Origin of the sequence: Salinivibrio sp. MA351, from assembly GCF_001996065.1 — a bacterium.
Classification (GTDB): Bacteria; Pseudomonadota; Gammaproteobacteria; order Enterobacterales; family Vibrionaceae; genus Salinivibrio; species Salinivibrio costicola.
This window is the reverse complement of sequence record NZ_MUFG01000011.1, coordinates 74,333-91,313: the sequence shown is the minus strand read 5'-3', so window position 1 is coordinate 91,313 and position 16,981 is coordinate 74,333. Positions and strand designations below refer to the sequence as shown.

Below are 16,981 nucleotides of genomic sequence, written 5' to 3'. Positions count from 1 at the left end.
TAGGGTAAATTGCAAATCCATGTCGATGAAAACATCGCTTTTCGTCAGTGATTACGTGGAACAGTATTCGTGAGTGGATATATAATGCATTGATTTTATGATATTTGATTTTAAACGAGGTGGGGTGGGGATGAAGAGAGCGCGTAGCGTGCCTGTGCCAATTCGCTTGCTATGTCACGTTTATGGCATCACTATTTTCCGATAGGAAACTTTTTTGTTAAAAATGTTAAGGCGTTAAAGCGTCATACTGTGAGATAACCGATAGGGGCGACAATTAGGTGACAACCAATCAATCAACACAGGATGTGTACCCCTCAATGCAGGTAGAACGATCGCAACATGAGGGGGAGGCACGCGAACCCATTGCGCCATTGCGGCTGGGCCCGCGTTTAAAAGCCGTACGGGTTGGGTTAGGGTTAACGCTTGAAGAAGCAAGCCAGCGCACTGGCTTGGCGCGTTCCACGTTGTCCAAAATTGAAAATGAGCAGATATCTCCCACCTTTCAAGCCATGCAAAAACTCGCGCACGGGTTGAACATTGATATCCCGCAGTTATTTGCTCCGCCAAAAAAGCGGCAGGCAACGGGAAGGCGAGATGTGACGTTTGCGGGCCAGGGCAAAGCGCACCCCACCGGCACCTATGAGCATGAATTACTGGCCACACAGTTAAGCAACAAAAAAATGATGCCGTTTAAATCGCGAGTAAGAGCGCGTGCTTTTGAGGATTACAGTGATTGGATCCGACATGACGGCGAAGAATTTTTGCTGGTACTTGAAGGTAGCATTCAATTTTTTTCTGAGTTTTATGAAGCGATTACTCTCAATGAGGGCGATAGCGTGTATTACGACGCCACCATGGGACACATGTTGGCGTCAGTGAGTGACGCCGATGCATTGATCTTATGGGTGACCGCTTCTTAATGACCACACAAACGCCTTGCTTCACGTGGGCATGATGCCCGCAGGCACAATATGGAGAGAATGATGGCAGAGTTACTAACCACCCCGTTACACGGCTTGCACCTTGATATGGGGGCAAAAATGGTTCCCTTTGCGGGCTATGAAATGCCAGTCCAGTATCCGCTAGGGGTGCGCAAAGAGCACTTGCATTGCCGCGAACAGGCGGGATTATTTGATGTGTCTCATATGGGGCAAATTCGCCTCCATGGTGATGACGCCGCGAAAGCGCTCGAAACATTGGTGCCTGTCGATGTCGTCGATTTACCGAAAGGAAAACAACGCTATGCGGTGTTTACCAATGAGCAAGGTGGGATTCTTGATGATCTCATGATTGCGAACTTAGGCGATCACTTGTTCTTGGTGGTCAATGCCGCCTGCAAAGCCCAGGATATTCAGCATTTGCGCGATAATCTTAAAGGGGATGTGACCGTCGATGTTGTTGACGATCGTGCTTTGCTGGCCTTGCAAGGACCAAAAGCGGCCGAGGTGCTGGCGACCTTTAACCCGCAGGTCAGTGAGATGGTCTTTATGGATATTCAGCCTATTACGGTCAACGGCATTGAGTGTGTGGTGAGTCGCTCAGGTTACACTGGCGAAGATGGGTTTGAGATTTCGGTGCCGGCTGAGCATGCTGCGTCGTTGGCAAAAGCGTTGCTCGATGATGAGGCAGTAGAATGGATTGGCTTAGGTGCGCGGGATTCATTGCGTTTGGAGTGTGGCTTATGCCTGTATGGTCATGATTTGGACACCACCACTACGCCGGTTGAAGCAACCTTAATCTGGGCAATCAGTAAAGTTCGTCGCGCTGATGGTGAGCGCGCAGGTGGCTTTCCCGGTGAGCAAATCATTTTGGATCAAATAGCGACTAAAGCGGTGAGTCGGAAGCGGATTGGTTTAGTCGGTCAAAGCAAAGCGCCGGTCCGTGAAGGAAGTAAACTGTTTGATGCGGACGACAACCAAATTGGCATCGTGACCAGTGGCACCTTTGGCCCTACTAAAGGGATGCCCGTGGCGATGGGTTACCTCCCACCTGAGTTTGAGTTTATTGCCCCCGGCACCGAGGTATACGCTGAAGTGCGTGGCAAGAAATTGCCTATGACGGTCGAAAAAATGCCGTTTGTGCCGCAGCGATATTACCGCGGGTAAATCGGTGGCTTATATATAGATGAAGAAGCGCAGTTGGCAGCGGCTGCGCTTTTTTAATGTCGTTTATTTTAAGTGTTACGCCTCACTCAACTGCTCGACGGCTTCCAGTGCTTGAGAGCCGTAAATCAACGACGGACCGCCGCCCATCACAATGGCAACATTAATTGCTTCTACGCATTCTTGCTTAGTCGCGCCGTGCTTTAAAGCGGCGGCGACGTGTGCACCGATACAGCCATCACAGCGCGCGGCAATCCCGATGCCTAAGGCAATCAATTCTTTTGTTTTTACATCGAGATCGCCTTCTGCCATTGCGGCGCGATGAAGTTGGCCAAATGCAGTCAGTGTCTCGCTGCTGTGTGCTTTAAATTGCTTGTTGAGAGCTAACTGTTGTTGGTTAATCTCTTGGTAGTCTTTTTTACTCATTCCCAATCGCTCCTTATTGTTTAGATTATGCTAATTTATAATCTTTGCATGTAAGATGCAATCAAACTTTGCGAGCTTTATTCACTCTCTTAAAAGCGTAGCTTGTCATTTGTTAAGGAAAAACAGACATCCATATAGAATGAAAGGGGAAACGTAAAAACCACAAAACAAGAACGGCGAGCACATAGGCTCGCCGTTCTATTTTCAGTATGTTTTGCGTATTGCTATACCACTTCTACAAACCCCATCAGACCGGTTTTCATATGCTCAATCACATGGCAGTGATACATCCAACGACCTGGGTTATCCGCCACAAAGGCAGCCTTGGCGTGGCCATTTTTACCTAATAGTACGGTATCAGTATGGAACGGCGTCACAGGCTTGCCATCTATTTCCAGCACCGTGAAGGTGTGGCCGTGCAAATGAATCGGATGATGATACTGGGTCACATTCTTTAAATCGAAAATATAGGTCTTCCCTCGTTCCAGTTTTGCGATTGGCTCAGGAATATTTCCTTTGCTCATCCCCTCCCAGGCACGTTTATTCATCAGCCAAAAGTCGTGATTTCCTTTTCCTTGTTTATCTGCAGGGGTAATGGCGCCGGCCCACTCAAACACAAAATGACGGGTTTCGGCATTCACTAAATCTGGTTTTGCAACGGGGTTGAGTGGCAGAGCGGGCAGGGGCTTGTCTGTTAAGGTTGACGGTGTTGTGGTAAAGCTTGTCAACAAGAATGGGAAACGTCCTTTCATGTACATGACTTCGATCTTTCTACCCGCTTTCGGTGCAATCAGGCCGATATCTAGTCGCATCCCTGGGGCGATTTTATGCTCCTCTAACCGTTGAGGCGTTGCGATAGGGTTGCCATCAATGGCGATGATCCAAGCCTCTGCGCCGCGCACTTGAATCGGATAGGTGAGCGTATTATCCACGTTTGCCAAACGTAACCGTGTGGTGGCATTTTCTTGCAGTGTGTATTCAGGGTGGTGAACGCCGTTGACGGTGCCCCACTCGCCGGGAGTGCCCATGCGTGCGCTGTAGCGAGGGATAGCGAGATCTTTCCAGTTGCCTTGACGATCAAGGTGCCAGTGTTTGAGTGTCAGTGTGTGCTCTTCATCAAACACAACCGGCGTGGCTTCCTCGACCACGATGGCTCCGACTAGTCCCTTCCCCAGCTGTACCACAGAGTTCATGTGCGGATGGTACCAAAAGGTGCCGGCATCAGGGGGGGTAAAGCGATAGGTAAAGGTTTCGCCCGGTTGGATTGGTGCTTGAGATAAGAAGGGGACACCATCCATTTCTATGGGTATACGCAGTCCGTGCCAATGAATTGTCGTCGGCTCGTGTAAATGATTCGTGAAGTGAATGGTCACTGGCTCGCCTTGCCGACAACGAATAGTAGGCGCTGGAATCTTACCGTTAAACGCCAATACATCGGTTTGATGACCGGGCACGAGTGACGCGAGACCTGGTTCAGCGCTTAGGTGATATTCCCACTGCCCGGTTTGTCGGGAGGCAGATCTCAGCGAGCAGGCGGGGAGAGTTGAGATAGCAGCCATCGCCACTGTCGATTGTAAAAAACGACGACGAGACCAACCCTGCGTCATCAATCCTTTTTGTCCTTTATGCATACAACGCCCTTTATACTCACAAAAATCATGCGGTATTGTATCGCAAGGCCAATAAATGAGAAAGGTTATCAGTTGTATTTGTGAGGCAGTTAAAAGATGCCTATCCAGTCGCTACCTATCTAAGCGGCCTTCCATCGTCGAGTTATTGACGATGGAAGGCCTCTAAACCAGGTGATTGATTAATTGCAGGTAATGATTCAAAACCTGGCTTAGCAATGTAGTAGCCTTGGAATAAATCGATACCCAGTTCGGCTAAACAAGCAAGCTCGGCTTCCGTTTCTACGCCCTCGGCAATAATTTGACGGCCAAGTTCGCGGCACATGGCAATACTATGGCGAACAATGGCCTGTTTCGTGGTGTCCGTATCAATATCGCGCACCAAGGCCATATCTAATTTGATGATATGCGTGTCGATATTGGCGAGAGCTGTTAGCCCTGAATAGCCCGAGCCAAAATCATCAATCGCGGTCAGAAAGCCTTGAGAGCGATAATGGTGAATGATGCGTTGAATGTGTTTGTAATCAAGCACTTCTTCGCCCTCAGTAAACTCGAAGAGGATTTTATCGAGCGGAAACTGGTTATCGCGTGCCGCTTTCAGCGTTGTTTGAATACAACGCTCAGGTTCGTAAACGGCATTAGGCATAAAGTTAATGCTGAGATAACAAGGGATTGCAAGCTCTGCCGCTAATTTGACAGCCTTGATTCGGCAGGTTTGATCAAATTTATACTGATTATCTGCGTTGACATGCTTAAACACACTGCCTGCTCCACTGCCATCAATACCACGCGCCAATGCCTCATAAGCAAACACGGTTGCCGTTGAAAGTTGGATGATCGGTTGAAAAGCCATGGTAAAGGCAAAGGAAAGTGGCTGCGCACTTTTACATGCCTCACATTGTGAACTCGTTGATGCCATAAGCTTATGCCATTAATCAAATAATTAAATTTTTATGTTTATATCAAGATTAATGGAGTTCTCAACAGAATGCGAATTAAATGGCGCAAAGTATGCGAGTAAGCACGGTTTACTGTNGTTTACTGTTGCTTAATGCAGGCTTAATTCATCGTGGTGCCTTAAAACATGGTGCTTTCAAGTAAATATATTCACTGACTTAACCTTAAAGATTATTTATAAGATTAATCAGTGATATACGCAATATTATGATTTTTTAAAAATAAGTTGGCACCAGATATGCTTAGATTTTAACCGGCAATCGTAAAGTGTCATTGTAATGGCGGCATACTGACCAACAACAATGAATTTTTCGATTATGACCACAAAACACTCAGAATTGGTTTATACCTTAAGTAAGGTGGTTTACGACCAAACCTAAGACGTGCCGGTTTAAAATAGCTGGCCAGTGACAGAGGACGAACGTCATGCTTGCTGAAAAACGGGATGAAATAGACAACCCCCTGATTTGGCCGATACTCAGTATTTTAGAGTCGACACGACAAAGTTGGAAAGTGCATCACCTGTTGGGTGAGTTGCGAAAAGATACCATGATGGCGCAACTCGATGAAGACCCCCATCTTGATCTGTTTAAACGCAATTTCCTGATCATGAACGCCCTCTATCAACTGCAAGAAATGTTGCTGCCCCAGCAATGGTTGCAGGTTGAATCCATGGATATTCAATTACAATGGCGTGTGGGAGGTCATGGTTTTGTGGCCAAAGAAATCGATTACCAGGATCCATTACGCGATTACTATATGGACTGGAACAACTATGATGCTAGCCAAGATGATGTCAAAGAATTGCTGTCTTCTTTTTGGAAGCATTACCAGCGCCACATCGGTAATGATACACCAGGGACTGCGATGCTGGAGCGAAACAAAGCACTTAACGTGTTAGGTTTGGACGAAAATGCGAGCGAACATGAAATTCGTCGCCAGTGGCGGAAGATGGCCCTAAAATGGCATCCGGATCGCCCTGAGGGTGATGCGACAACATTCCGTGAAATGTGTGAAGCGTGGCAGAGCTTAAGGCTTTAACCGGCGGCGAGCGCTTTCACTGAGCCAAGATGCTCGAATCATAGCTAAATAATGAGCAGGGTGAGTGAATATTCACCCTGCTTCGTGTTTTTGAAGCAAGCCTGCGTAATCGCCTGCATGCCATTAAAGCTCTCTTAACGCCTAGGCGTTGTTCAAACTGCGGCTACGCAGTTCAAAAATCAGCTTTTCAGCACTGCATTCAAATTGCATCTTAATCGTCAGTGCGTCGTTTTTAATGTGCTGACTATCAAAGTCATGCTTCACAGCAGGATTAATACTCTTTGCCAGGTCAAGATACTGCTCGAAGCGCGCCGCTATCGCCTCAGGGCTGTTGGCTTGAATGGTGACTTCTGCTACATCATCGCCCTCTGAGATGATGTAGCCAATCTCAGCACTTACACCGCAAGCATCGCAAGCGTCAGTTTGGTTCTCTTTCATGGTGTTCCCCTACGTAAACGCAGCCAATGACGTCACGTTTAAGACGTGGCTGCAAACCAGTGGTACGATCTTTAGCAAACACATGCCTGTGGCACATTGAGATAGGTCAGGTTTTGATATCTTTTCTGTATTAATGATGGAAAAACTACCGGTGAACCAATCAAAAATAGCATCGAAAACAAGAAAGGGGTGGTGCTAATCGTATTGTCTTGCGGCGCCCCAGCATAGATTGACGGGGCGCCGGTGAAGCTATAGCAAGTCTTCTTCCCACTGCACGAGCGTGCCTTTTGGCCAGTGAGTGCCAAGATCGTGGTATTCCTGCTCCAGCTTATGGCGACGAATTTTTAAGGTCGGTGTCAGTTTACCGTTCTCAATACTCCATGGTTCTTTAATCATCAACACACCTTTAATTTGCTGGTGTGACTCAAGTTCACCATTGATAGTATCCACCACTTTTTTTACTCGACGCTCGTAACGAGCGCGATCAAAATGAGGGAAATGGTGTGGGAGCGCAAGTAGAATCGGTGCTGGCATGCCTGAGCCAATTACGCACAACATTTCAGCGTTTGATAATTCAAATAAGCGCTTTTCAATCGGTACAGGGGCGACAAATTTACCTTTGGCGGTTTTGAACGTATCATTTTTGCGCCCTGAGATACTGAGGTAGCCATCGCTGTCGAGCTCCCCTAAATCACCAGTATGCAACCAACCGTCGACCAAGGTTTCTTTGGTTGCTTCTTCATTTTTGTAATAACCGCTAAACAGTCCTTGGCTTTTTACTAAGATTTCTTGGTCGTCTGCGATCTTGATTTCAACCCCTGGGCCGGCATTCCCAACGGTACCAATTTTATCGGCCCGGAAAGGATAATTAATGGTGCTGTAGGCATAACTTTCGGTCATGCCCCACGCTTCGGTGACATTCAAACCAATCTTGCGGTACCACTCCAACAATGCCGGCGCGACAGGGGCGGACCCACAGCCCAATACACGTGCTTGATCCAAGCCTAAGTTTTTAGCGACTTTATTTTTGACGATCGTACTCACTAACGGAATACGGAGCAGTAGGTTCAACTTACCGTCCGGCAGTTTCTCCTGGATTCGCTGTTGAAATAGGGTCCAAAGCCTTGGGACCGAAATAAACAGGGTTGGGCGATGCATTTTGACATCTTCAATGAAAGTATCGAGTGATTCAGGAAATGCCGTCGGGATCCCGCCCATAATGGCTGACCCCATGATGTATACACGCTCGGTAATATGGGCCAGTGGTAGGTAAGAGAACAAACGATCGTCAGGTTCGATATCAATATGATCGATCAACCGTTGCGCAGACCAGCAGTAACCGCCGTAGCTTAACATGGCTCCTTTAGGCGGCCCTGAGGTGCCCGATGTATAAACCAGCGACATGAGATCGCCATCAAGATGAACAGGACGCTCGTCTGACGGTGCGTGGTTGGCGATCAGATCGTGCCATTCGTAATGACAGTTTACGGTAGGATAAGGGAGGGCAATTGTTTTTAGGTTCGGCAGACTTTCTAACGAGGCCGTTAGCGCTTTACTGTCATCTAATTTACCCACAAACATTGCTTTCGATTCGCTGTGGTTAATGACATGATCGATAGTGTCGGTGCCCGCGGTAGGAAATATGGGCACACTGATGTAGCTTCCCATCATCATTGCTAAATCTGCGATAAACCACTCAGCACAGTTTTTTGATATCAGTGCGATTTTGTCACCCGGCTTAAGCCCCATATCGCGGAGCGCTGTTACCATTTTCTGGGCCTGCTCGGCGACCTCGGCAAAGGTATAATCATGAAAGCGGCGCCCGTGGATTTGGCGCAGAAAAACATGATTTGGGCGCTCATCGGCCCAACGTAAGATCTGATCATGTGGTTTGATATGTGACATTGGACTTCCTCATTGTCGCAACGTGGAGATACGTTAAAACGTTATAATAATGTTAACTTACGGATCCTCGGCCACCATACGCAAGATAATCATTTAAACGACTGTCTAAATTATGACTGATGACACTATTTGCGGTGTTTTTTGCCTGATTTTTCAGTTTTTTCACCCCATTTTCAGGAGCCAATGCCAAAAGCTTGATCAGCCTCCGTATTCACATAAGACGTTTACTGTCAGGCTTTATTGGTGAGTCTGTACTATTTTTACTAAGGGCTAGGCTTTATCGCGAGCCAGACGCAAGTGCGAGCCAAACGGGCGCGCGTTACAGCACTGCGCCAACAGTGGCGATTGACGGGAGAACAGGTTACGTATGCCTAAACGGAGTAAAGCGCAAACGCAACAGACCATTGAGCTCATCCTAGCAGAGGCGAAACACCAATTATTAATGCTTGGCTATGAGGGAATGTCGTATACAACGTTAAGCGAGGCGACCGGCGTATCGCGTACCGGGATTAGTCATCACTTTCCTCGAAAACAAGATTTTATGGTCGCGCTGGAGCCGTTTATCGTCGACAGCTTGCGCATGCCGCTTGATACAACCAGCACCATTAATGCGTTTATGACCAGTTGGATGCAGGCGATGCATGCAAACGGTGACTTCAAAGCCACGCTCAAACTCTGTTTCTATCTACTGATTAGTGGCAAAGCGGACAATGGCGCCGCGTTTAGAATTCTAAAAGCGTTACAAAAAGAGTGTGAGCAGCGTATGCAAACGGATCTCACCGTCGCTTTTTCGCAATTATTAGGTGCGAGCCTGTTACTGTGCCGTCAAAAAAGTGAGGGGCATGCGAAGTAACTGTATAGAGTGTCCGGTCCGATCAGGTTAGCGAGCAGACGCGGCGATAAAATTAACGCCCAACTGACAGACAGAGCTTAACTTTTTTGTTATATTGATCACGCTTTCAAAGCAATACATTTTTTGGAGATAACTATGAACAATACCGACCATCCTCCGAGTCGAAACGGAGAAAAATAGCGACTGTTGGTATTGTCTCTGCCAGTTTACCAGCCGTTGTTGATAGCTGGCCCCACCTGCTTTATTTTTCTCCTCTCGCTCTAACGCATAATGCTGCCTTTTAGGCGCTATACGTTGTTGATGGTCGTTACCTGTTGCCAATCGGGAGATTCGCCATGACGGTAATGAACAACACCTTTGATAACACTGCAACTTTCTCAACCTCCGAGATCGTCGCGGCTCGTAATGCCTTTTTACAATACGAATTAACTCGGCAAGCCGAGCTACTCACCGTAATGCCAATCGAGGAATCGATGGGTGTTCTGCGGCACTGCTCGGTGGCTCATGTTCAACATTTGCTCGATATATTGGGCGAGCAAGGCCATCAGCGGCAAGCGGATGAATATGCGCACCGCCTTGGAGTGATACCACCAAGGACCAACCTGCTTTTGCGTATGATGGAGACACTTCGCGCGCACCGCAAAGTCGTCACGATTATGTCGCTAGTAATGAGCACCATGGGGGTCGTCGGTTACTTGTCATTCTTGTTTTTGCCTAGTTGATGCGCACTTAGCTTGATCTTACGCAGTAAATTGTTGGGCAATTATGCTATCACTATAACGATAGTTGAATTATTCAAAAATATTTTAATAATAGGGTGGCGGCCGCAAGTCGCGATCCCAATTCTGCCAATAAGGTAAACCTATGAGTGATGCACTGGTACTCGTTATAAATTCAGGCAGTTCGTCTTTAAAGTTTGCACTGATGGACGCGCAAACAGGCGATGCTGTGATTTCAGGCGCCGGAGAGTGTTTTGGTCGTGATGACGCATGCATGAGCTGGAAAGTCGACGGTAACAAAACTGAAAAGACATTGAGTGCAGGAAGCGACCACCATCAAGAGGCCATGGACATTATTGTGGGCCTTATCGAAAACAACCAACTCAGTGATAAATTACAAGCTGTTGGGCACCGAGTGGTCCATGGTGGCGAAACCTTCAGTCAGGCGACGCTTATCGATGATGCCGTACTTGCACAGATCGATGCCTTGAAATCCCTGGCGCCACTGCACAACCCCGCTCATGTCGTTGGTATTAATGCCGCGCGTAAAGCTTTCCCTAACCTTCCTCAAGTCGCGGTTTTCGACACAGCATTCCATCAAACCATGCCGGAAAAAGCGTATCACTACGCGATCTCGCGTCAGCTCTATAATGATTATGGCATTCGTCGCTATGGTTTTCATGGCACCAGCCATTCTTACGTAAGTCGTGAAGCGGCAAAATGGCTTAACCAAGCGCCTGAACAAACCAACGTCATCACCGTACACCTTGGTAACGGTGCCTCTTTGTGTGCGGTCAAAGACGGTCAAAGTGTCGATACCAGCATGGGCTTTACGCCTTTAGCCGGTTTGATGATGGGCACTCGCTGTGGTGATATCGACCCATCTATTCTAGAGTTTTTATCGAAAAAAGGGCTCAGCATGGATCAAATCCATCATGAGCTAATCGATAAAGCAGGGCTCCTTGGTGTGTCTGAGCTCACTAATGATTGTCGTGGGCTGGTTGAAGCCGCGGAAGAAGGCCACAGAGGTGCGCAACTCGCGCTGGAAATGTTTGCTTATCGCGTTGCGAAATTCATCGCAAGTTACATGGTGCCGTTATCCCGCCTGGATGCGATTGTTTTCACAGGTGGAATTGGCGAAAACTCACTGCCAGTCCGTGAGATGATCCTAAAAGAACTCGCGATTTTCGGTTATCAGTCAGATGCCGACGCCAACGCCGCAGCTCGGTTCGGTGCCGCAGGACAAATCACAACACAAGATTCACCGCTCGCATTGGTGATCCCAACCAACGAAGAGCTGGTGATTGCCCAGCAAGCCATGGCAATGGCCTGAATCTTAGCCTTCTCTGAATAGAAACAGCGAGTATTATTGCTCGCTGTTCCTCTATTTGCTCGCGGTATGTTACTAAGTCAGCGCGGATTTTTTGTTCCTGATGGATATAATCCTTGCCTGTATAGCTTCCCGCCCAACAGCGCATGTGCTTTTGCGCGCACTACCGCCTCTTGGTTTAATTTGATCGGACTGAGTACTTGTTTTACAACATCATATTGATAGGCGACCGGGGCTTTTTTGGGCTGAAGCACTACCAGTGATTCACGTGTTAAATAACCGAAGTTTTTATCGAACTGCATCATTGCACGTTGATATTCAGATGGTACGGCGCGGTTTAAATCATGGCCTATCATAGGTGTTGTCGCATCGATACCGATCAATGAAAGTAACGTCGGCGGCATATCTAAACTACTGACTAAACGGGTGTCTTTGCGTTTAGGAATATCTTTTCCGATAATTAACGCTGGGATGTGAAAACGGCTAACGGAGATCGGATCATCGCCATAGGCGCGTGAATCATGATCCGCAATGATCAAAAAGATGGTGTTTTCCCAATAGTCTGATTGTTTAGCCTTGTTAAAAAACTCACCGAGTGCATGATCCGAGTATTTTACCGTATTTAGACGTGTACTTTTTTCCTTAGTGTAAGGTGTGATTTGTCCATCTGGGTACTCATAGGGCGAATGGTTGGAACTAGTAAAAACAAGACTAAAAAAAGGTTTGCCTTTTTGATGAAGCGAACGAAACTGTTTGTCAGCCATATTATATAAATCTTGATCTGAAACGCCCCATGAACCGACAAACTGTGGGTTATCGAACTGAGAAAGATCGACAATATCTTGAAAACCATTACCGAGAAAAAATGACTTCATATTATCGAAATGACTCTCACCGCCATAGATAAATTGTGTCGTATAGCCTTGTTGTTTCAGTACATCAGCGATAGTAAAAAATCCAGTTTGGCTTTTTGATAGCTTTACTACTGCACGAGAGGGTGTTGGCGTAAAACCTGTTGTGACCGCTTCGATACCACGTACCGACCGTGTTCCCGTTGCATAAGCTTGAGTAAAATTCCAGCCTTGTTTCATGAGATTATCTAAGTTGGGTGTAAGCGGTAACCCATCTAACGCGCCAACAAACTGCGCGCCTAGACTTTCTTGCAGTAAGATGACCAGATTTTTCTTATCCTTACCGATCGCTCGCTTCGTATTTAACGTTGGATACGCGGAATTCATGAGATAATGTGTGCTTGATGGCGAATAAGCTTTAATCGTTGAAATGATTTCTTCCAGCGGCAAATCTCCATAGTATTCTTCAGCATTACGTTCGGATGCCATGGATTTGGCGGCAAATACCAACGAATAAGAAGAGTTGAGTACTAAATCATTTAATAGCGGATTAGTTGAAAAGGCGACAAGTGCTGGGTTTAGTGGACGGTGTTGCAGAGTTGAACGTGCTCCCATGATACCGAAAGCAATCACACACACCGCAAGAATAGGCCGTGTCCACCAGCGCGGCTGATTTTCTGTCTGGATAAGCTTGCCGCTTAGTCGCCAGCTGAAAAAACCCACGAATAACGCGCCAAAGAGTCCTAAGAATAACGGTAACTTATAGCCCTTCCAAAGCATGGAAAAGACTTCTTTGGGGTACACCAAGTACTCTAGAAATAGCCGATTCGGTCTTAGATTATATTCTAAAATAAACGAAGGCGTGGCAAACTCCATATAAGCTAACACGACTAATCCACAGACCAGCCAAATCCGCAGTATAAAAACAAATCCTCGACCAAATTTTCCAGAGGTTGGCAGCAGTGTCAATAAAAATGCCGGTAGGGTATATAGCCAGCAGAGGGTGGCTATATCTATGCGAACACCTTGCGTGAAAATATAAACATATTCAAACCAATTATTTATATTGTCTTGCTGCCAGATTAGAAGTCCAACCCGAAACGCACTAAGAAACCCTAATGCTAATAGGAAGAAAATAAGAATTGGTTTCATTAATTTTATGACTCTCATCGTTCAACCCTGAATTATGAAATCTATTATGACACTGAACCATGTCACTACTGCAAGAATTAATGTTAATAATACGGCCGCTGATCCGATGTCTTTGGCCTGACCACTTAGCTCATGGTGTTCTTTACCTACACGGTCAACAACTGCTTCAATGGCAGAATTAATTAGCTCGACGATCAGTATAAGCAATAAGCTCCCAATTAATATGAGTTTAGTTAGTAATGCAATGGGCATTAGTAATGCAAATGGTACTAGGATTAAGACAAGCACGACTTCTTGACGGAATGCTGCTTCATTCTTCCACGCAGCTTTCAACCCTTGGATTGAAAACTCAGTTGCCTTGAAAATCCTTTGAATGCCTTTATAGCCTGGCTTCATATTCTACCTATTGACGACAAAGTGAAAAAATATCTTTAGATTCTTGATATGTGGATGTGGATATATCCATAACTCCTAGTAGTGAATGAAAAATATTGTCATGTGAAAAACGACTTAGTGATGAATAGCCAACTTAATGCGTTAAAAATAATGTTAAAGATAGCAATGAAAAAGAGGGGGCGTAGCGAAAGATCCAAGTTCGATGCTGTCAAGACGATATAGTATGATGCCGCCAAGTTCACTAWAAATTGGCACATTAATAATTAATGCAAAGTATACAGCGATCACTATCGTTATTGATGTGTATGAGAATCTTAAATTTTTTATCTTCATCACTTAAACATCCTTAATATTAGCGAAGCATGGATTTTATGTAGTTACGCTTACCATATCGACTCATTAAAATGGCGGCGCTAACATGAATAGTGACGAGGACTAGGGTTGCGTTGGCAGCAAACTCATGGACTTCTTCTAACCATTCGAGCTCTTCACCTGACTGCGTCATTGCCCAGCCAGTCAAAATGGTGACGAGGAGCAATCCCCAAAGACTCCAAATCATAAGTGCCGCGGCAGGATTGTGACCTGAGCTTGTGTGATCACGCCCATCTATAAGGTTGCTGAAGTGAGCACGAGCGGCAGAAAGCGAGGGAATAAAACGGGTGAGTCGTGCTTCTGAATGTGTGAACATTCCCCAAATCAGACGTAAGACAATGGCCCCAAGGATCACGTCCCCAAACCAGCGATGAATGTCACTGCCTTCTTCAGTGACGCTCATGTTGGCAAAGAATAATGCAGCAATCATCCAATGGCTGAATCGGACGACTCTGTCCCATTTAAACGGTCGGGTGGTGTTGGCGGTCATGATAATTTCCTCTCATATTGTTATGCCTTCATTCTATGAGAGGAAACTTAAGAATCGCTTAAGAGGGTGGAAAAAATAAAAAGGTGATATTTTACAATTGGATAGATTTTTGGGGTGCGTTTTTTATCGACTGGAGGAGATTCTTAAGCTTTTCTTAAGTATCGCGCCGTAAGCTCAGTGACAATAAATCAATAAAGGATGTCACCGCTATGGTTAATTCAGCGAGTCGATTTGACATTGTTACACCAGACTCAGCGAATCGCGCTGAAATAGAGGCGTATATTGCTGAACGCTATCAACAAGCCTTCGACGCGACAATTACCACTTTCATGCCTTATTTGTCCTGCCTGAGAGGGAAAGACGATCGCTTATTGTCGGTATGCGGTTATCGCCCCGCTGCGTGTCAGCCGCTTTTTCTCGAACAATACCTTGGCGATGATGTTGCTGATGTACTCAGCACTCACTATCAGCAAGTGATCACGCGTACATCAGTGATTGAATTTGGGCAACTGGCCTCGTTCTCTTCGGGGACGTCGCTACCGCATTTCCACGCTTTAGCGAATGTGCTGCTATCCCACGGATACTTGTGGTGTGTGTTTACCGCGACAGGGCCGCTATATGCACTCATGCGTCGATTTGGCCTTGCTCCCCATCTTCTGACCAATGCGGAAGCGAGTCGCTTACAACCCGCCACTGACCAATGGGGCGACTACTACACGCGGATGCCTCGTGTCTGTGCTGGTAACCTTGCTCAAGGTGCTGAACAGTTGGCTCGAATCGCGTCTAAACACCGTCATACGGAGAATGCACATGCGCGTCTTATTTGAACGTTTGGCTAAATATGCCAGCTCCCAATCTGATCAGGTTGCCATTCAAGGGACGGATGCATCTGGCGACTGCCTGATATTGACTTACGAAGCGCTTTGGGAACGAATCAGGGCTTTGAGTGAAGCCCTATTGGCGCTAGATGCGCACATGATTGGGCTTGCCGGTGACAACAGTGTTAGTTGGGTACTGATCGATCTTGCCGCTGCGTATGCAGGCATTTCAATTGTACCGATCCCGCCATTTTTTACGGCGGATCAACAACTGCATGTCTTGGAGACTGCGAGGGTCGATTGGGTGATTGGCTCGCTACACCCTGATGTCGCATTAAGCCACGAATCTGTGACTACATTGGCGGGATTACCATGCCATGCACGAGATGTAGACGCACTGCCAGCTTTGCCTCCTGCCGTAAAGGTCACGTTTACTTCAGGCTCGACCGGTTCTCCCAAGGGCGTGGTATTGAGCGCAGCCACGCTAGAGAGCGTTAGCGTATCGCTTGCCAATACCGTCTCCACCACTGCGGTGCCCTCCCATCATTTAGTCGTCCTTCCCCTGTCCACACTACTGGAGAATATTACGGGTGTTTACGTGCCTCTATTGCTTGGGGTGACGACAGTGATCCCATCCAGCCATGACTTGGGGCTGATCGGCTCAAGCCAGTTAAACCTGAATCAATTGATGAGCGGACTGATTCGTTATCGTCCGCAAAGCTTGGTGCTTACCCCTGCGTTATTGCGAGCCGTAATCCACCTTGGTGAACAGCATCCTGGTGCGGTTGCCGATCTCAAGCACGTTGCTGTCGGAGGCGCAAAGGTGGCACCGGCCTTATTGCGCGCAGCAAGTCGGCTTGGCTTATCGGTTTTTGAGGGTTATGGCTTATCGGAGTGCGGATCAGTGGTGAGCTTGAATACCACCGATCACCATTGTGTTGGCAGTGTGGGTAAACCGTTACCTCACAATCGTGTTTTTCTAGCACCAGATGGTGAAATTATGGTAACAGGCGCGACATTCTCAGGTTATCTGGATCGCGACTTTATCCCTCACCAAGGCGCCGTCGCGACGGAAGATATCGGTGAGTTTGATGATGACGGCTTTTTGTATGTAAAAGGTCGCAAAAAAATCAACTCATTACGGCTTTTGGCCGCAACATCCATCCAGAATGGATTGAGGCGGAAGCCATGGCCTATTCGGCGCTTAGCAACATGGTGGTATTGGGAGAGGGGAAGGACTACCTGACTGCTATTATTGGTAGCGACTCTCCTGATCAAGCAAAGCAGCAGCTGATCCAGCTTAACCACCAACTGCCCGATTATGCGCAGCTCCGAGCGGTGATATTTACCGCTCCTTTTCATCAGCAACCCCATTTGATGACGGCAAATGGCCGCCCTAAACGCGATGTCTTTTGCCAACAATTTGAGCCGCAACTTAACACGTCGGCCCAATCATTACTGACTGACGAAACCCTGCCACTCACGGCACATTCCTAGGAGGAT

The 16,981-nt window shown here is 47.0% G+C and carries 17 protein-coding genes; 9 read left to right on the top strand and 8 right to left on the bottom strand.

From position 1 onward, the window contains the following. The first annotated feature begins 317 nt into the window (after window positions 1–317). Window positions 318–920, top strand: a complete 603-nt coding sequence (locus BZG78_RS07865) for an XRE family transcriptional regulator (protein ID WP_051109680.1) — start codon at window positions 318–320, stop codon at window positions 918–920. A 60-nt stretch (window positions 921–980) separates the two neighbouring features. Further along, on the top strand, window positions 981–2,105 hold the full coding sequence (gene gcvT, locus BZG78_RS07860; RefSeq protein WP_077660868.1) for a glycine cleavage system aminomethyltransferase GcvT: 1,125 nt from the start codon (window positions 981–983) through the stop codon (window positions 2,103–2,105). 75 nt (window positions 2,106–2,180) lie between these two features. Here the strand turns inward: gcvT and BZG78_RS07855 are convergent, their stop codons facing one another. The 3 genes from BZG78_RS07855 to BZG78_RS07845 form a co-directional block, all read right to left on the bottom strand. Further along, the gene (locus tag BZG78_RS07855) at window positions 2,181–2,528 is read right to left on the bottom strand and encodes a carboxymuconolactone decarboxylase family protein (RefSeq protein WP_077460919.1); all 348 of its coding nucleotides are present in this window, start codon (window positions 2,526–2,528) and stop codon (window positions 2,181–2,183) included. 224 nt (window positions 2,529–2,752) lie between these two features. Further along, a complete protein-coding gene (locus tag BZG78_RS07850) occupies window positions 2,753–4,135 on the bottom strand; it encodes a multicopper oxidase family protein (RefSeq protein ID WP_077660907.1) in 1,383 nt (460 codons plus the stop codon). A gap of 166 nt (window positions 4,136–4,301) precedes the next feature. After that, window positions 4,302–5,075, bottom strand: coding sequence for an EAL domain-containing protein (locus tag BZG78_RS07845; RefSeq protein WP_077660867.1), 774 nt, complete (start codon window positions 5,073–5,075; stop codon window positions 4,302–4,304). A 464-nt stretch (window positions 5,076–5,539) separates the two neighbouring features. Here BZG78_RS07845 and BZG78_RS07840 point away from each other — a divergent pair, with 464 nt between their 5' ends. Next, window positions 5,540–6,154, top strand: a complete 615-nt coding sequence (locus BZG78_RS07840; protein ID WP_021024428.1) for a DNA-J related domain-containing protein — start codon at window positions 5,540–5,542, stop codon at window positions 6,152–6,154. 141 nt (window positions 6,155–6,295) lie between these two features. On the opposite strand, the gene BZG78_RS07835 is transcribed toward BZG78_RS07840, so the two are convergent. After that, window positions 6,296–6,592: a DUF406 family protein gene (locus BZG78_RS07835; protein WP_021024429.1), complete on the bottom strand. Its 297-nt coding sequence runs from the start codon at window positions 6,590–6,592 to the stop codon at window positions 6,296–6,298. Between the two features lie 249 nt (window positions 6,593–6,841). After that, window positions 6,842–8,497, bottom strand: a complete 1,656-nt coding sequence (locus tag BZG78_RS07830; protein ID WP_077660866.1) for an AMP-binding protein — start codon at window positions 8,495–8,497, stop codon at window positions 6,842–6,844. 367 nt (window positions 8,498–8,864) lie between these two features. Between BZG78_RS07830 and BZG78_RS07825 the strand changes: the two genes are divergently transcribed. The 3 genes from BZG78_RS07825 to BZG78_RS07815 all read left to right on the top strand — a co-directional run bounded on the left by BZG78_RS07825 (window position 8,865) and on the right by BZG78_RS07815 (window position 11,402). Next, complete coding sequence (locus BZG78_RS07825) at window positions 8,865–9,350, top strand: TetR/AcrR family transcriptional regulator (RefSeq protein ID WP_021024431.1); 486 nt, start codon at window positions 8,865–8,867, stop codon at window positions 9,348–9,350. A gap of 335 nt (window positions 9,351–9,685) precedes the next feature. Continuing rightward, on the top strand, window positions 9,686–10,072 hold the full coding sequence (locus BZG78_RS07820) for a hypothetical protein (protein WP_021024432.1): 387 nt from the start codon (window positions 9,686–9,688) through the stop codon (window positions 10,070–10,072). A gap of 142 nt (window positions 10,073–10,214) precedes the next feature. Then, window positions 10,215–11,402 carry an acetate kinase gene (locus BZG78_RS07815; RefSeq protein ID WP_077660865.1) on the top strand — a complete coding sequence of 396 codons (1,188 nt, stop codon included), beginning with the start codon at window positions 10,215–10,217 and terminating at the stop codon, window positions 11,400–11,402. Window positions 11,403–11,479: 77 nt separating this feature from the next. Here the strand turns inward: BZG78_RS07815 and BZG78_RS07810 are convergent, their stop codons facing one another. From BZG78_RS07810 to BZG78_RS07800, 3 genes are all read right to left on the bottom strand, one after another. After that, a complete protein-coding gene (locus BZG78_RS07810) occupies window positions 11,480–13,402 on the bottom strand; it encodes an LTA synthase family protein (RefSeq protein WP_242412997.1) in 1,923 nt (640 codons plus the stop codon). Window positions 13,403–13,423: 21 nt separating this feature from the next. Beyond that, on the bottom strand, window positions 13,424–13,798 hold the full coding sequence (locus BZG78_RS07805) for a diacylglycerol kinase (protein WP_077660863.1): 375 nt from the start codon (window positions 13,796–13,798) through the stop codon (window positions 13,424–13,426). Window positions 13,799–14,150: 352 nt separating this feature from the next. After that, a complete protein-coding gene (locus BZG78_RS07800) occupies window positions 14,151–14,660 on the bottom strand; it encodes a cytochrome b/b6 domain-containing protein (RefSeq protein WP_077660862.1) in 510 nt (169 codons plus the stop codon). Between the two features lie 209 nt (window positions 14,661–14,869). On the opposite strand from BZG78_RS07800, the gene BZG78_RS07795 reads away from it, so the two are divergent. The 3 genes from BZG78_RS07795 to BZG78_RS15310 are packed head-to-tail and all read left to right on the top strand — an operon-like array spanning window position 14,870 to window position 16,975. Continuing rightward, window positions 14,870–15,487: a thermostable hemolysin gene (locus tag BZG78_RS07795; RefSeq protein ID WP_077660861.1), complete on the top strand. Its 618-nt coding sequence runs from the start codon at window positions 14,870–14,872 to the stop codon at window positions 15,485–15,487. Then, window positions 15,471–16,724, top strand: a complete 1,254-nt coding sequence (locus BZG78_RS07790) for an AMP-binding protein (protein ID WP_158011790.1) — start codon at window positions 15,471–15,473, stop codon at window positions 16,722–16,724. The genes BZG78_RS07795 and BZG78_RS07790 overlap by 17 nt, the downstream gene beginning before the upstream one ends. Further along, entirely contained in the window at window positions 16,667–16,975 is a 309-nt protein-coding gene (locus tag BZG78_RS15310; RefSeq protein ID WP_131826075.1) for a hypothetical protein, read from the top strand. Before BZG78_RS07790 ends, BZG78_RS15310 begins: the two co-directional genes overlap by 58 nt. Window positions 16,976–16,981: the final 6 nt, after the last annotated feature.

What these genes read in the sequence shown, in the direction of transcription:
- BZG78_RS07865 (WP_051109680.1), top strand. Translation starts at nt 318, where the DNA reads ATGCAGGTAGAACGATCGCAACATGAGGGGGAGGCACGCGAACCCATT.
- gcvT (WP_077660868.1), top strand. Translation starts at nt 981, where the DNA reads ATGATGGCAGAGTTACTAACCACCCCGTTACACGGCTTGCACCTTGAT.
- BZG78_RS07855 (WP_077460919.1), bottom strand. Translation starts at nt 2,528, where the DNA reads ATGAGTAAAAAAGACTACCAAGAGATTAACCAACAACAGTTAGCTCTC.
- BZG78_RS07850 (WP_077660907.1), bottom strand. Translation starts at nt 4,135, where the DNA reads ATGACGCAGGGTTGGTCTCGTCGTCGTTTTTTACAATCGACAGTGGCG.
- BZG78_RS07845 (WP_077660867.1), bottom strand. Translation starts at nt 5,075, where the DNA reads ATGGCATCAACGAGTTCACAATGTGAGGCATGTAAAAGTGCGCAGCCA.
- BZG78_RS07840 (WP_021024428.1), top strand. Translation starts at nt 5,540, where the DNA reads ATGCTTGCTGAAAAACGGGATGAAATAGACAACCCCCTGATTTGGCCG.
- BZG78_RS07835 (WP_021024429.1), bottom strand. Translation starts at nt 6,592, where the DNA reads ATGAAAGAGAACCAAACTGACGCTTGCGATGCTTGCGGTGTAAGTGCT.
- BZG78_RS07830 (WP_077660866.1), bottom strand. Translation starts at nt 8,497, where the DNA reads ATGTCACATATCAAACCACATGATCAGATCTTACGTTGGGCCGATGAG.
- BZG78_RS07825 (WP_021024431.1), top strand. Translation starts at nt 8,865, where the DNA reads ATGCCTAAACGGAGTAAAGCGCAAACGCAACAGACCATTGAGCTCATC.
- BZG78_RS07820 (WP_021024432.1), top strand. Translation starts at nt 9,686, where the DNA reads ATGACGGTAATGAACAACACCTTTGATAACACTGCAACTTTCTCAACC.
- BZG78_RS07815 (WP_077660865.1), top strand. Translation starts at nt 10,215, where the DNA reads ATGAGTGATGCACTGGTACTCGTTATAAATTCAGGCAGTTCGTCTTTA.
- BZG78_RS07810 (WP_242412997.1), bottom strand. Translation starts at nt 13,402, where the DNA reads ATGAAACCAATTCTTATTTTCTTCCTATTAGCATTAGGGTTTCTTAGT.
- BZG78_RS07805 (WP_077660863.1), bottom strand. Translation starts at nt 13,798, where the DNA reads ATGAAGCCAGGCTATAAAGGCATTCAAAGGATTTTCAAGGCAACTGAG.
- BZG78_RS07800 (WP_077660862.1), bottom strand. Translation starts at nt 14,660, where the DNA reads ATGACCGCCAACACCACCCGACCGTTTAAATGGGACAGAGTCGTCCGA.
- BZG78_RS07795 (WP_077660861.1), top strand. Translation starts at nt 14,870, where the DNA reads ATGGTTAATTCAGCGAGTCGATTTGACATTGTTACACCAGACTCAGCG.
- BZG78_RS07790 (WP_158011790.1), top strand. Translation starts at nt 15,471, where the DNA reads ATGCGCGTCTTATTTGAACGTTTGGCTAAATATGCCAGCTCCCAATCT.
- BZG78_RS15310 (WP_131826075.1), top strand. Translation starts at nt 16,667, where the DNA reads ATGGCCTATTCGGCGCTTAGCAACATGGTGGTATTGGGAGAGGGGAAG.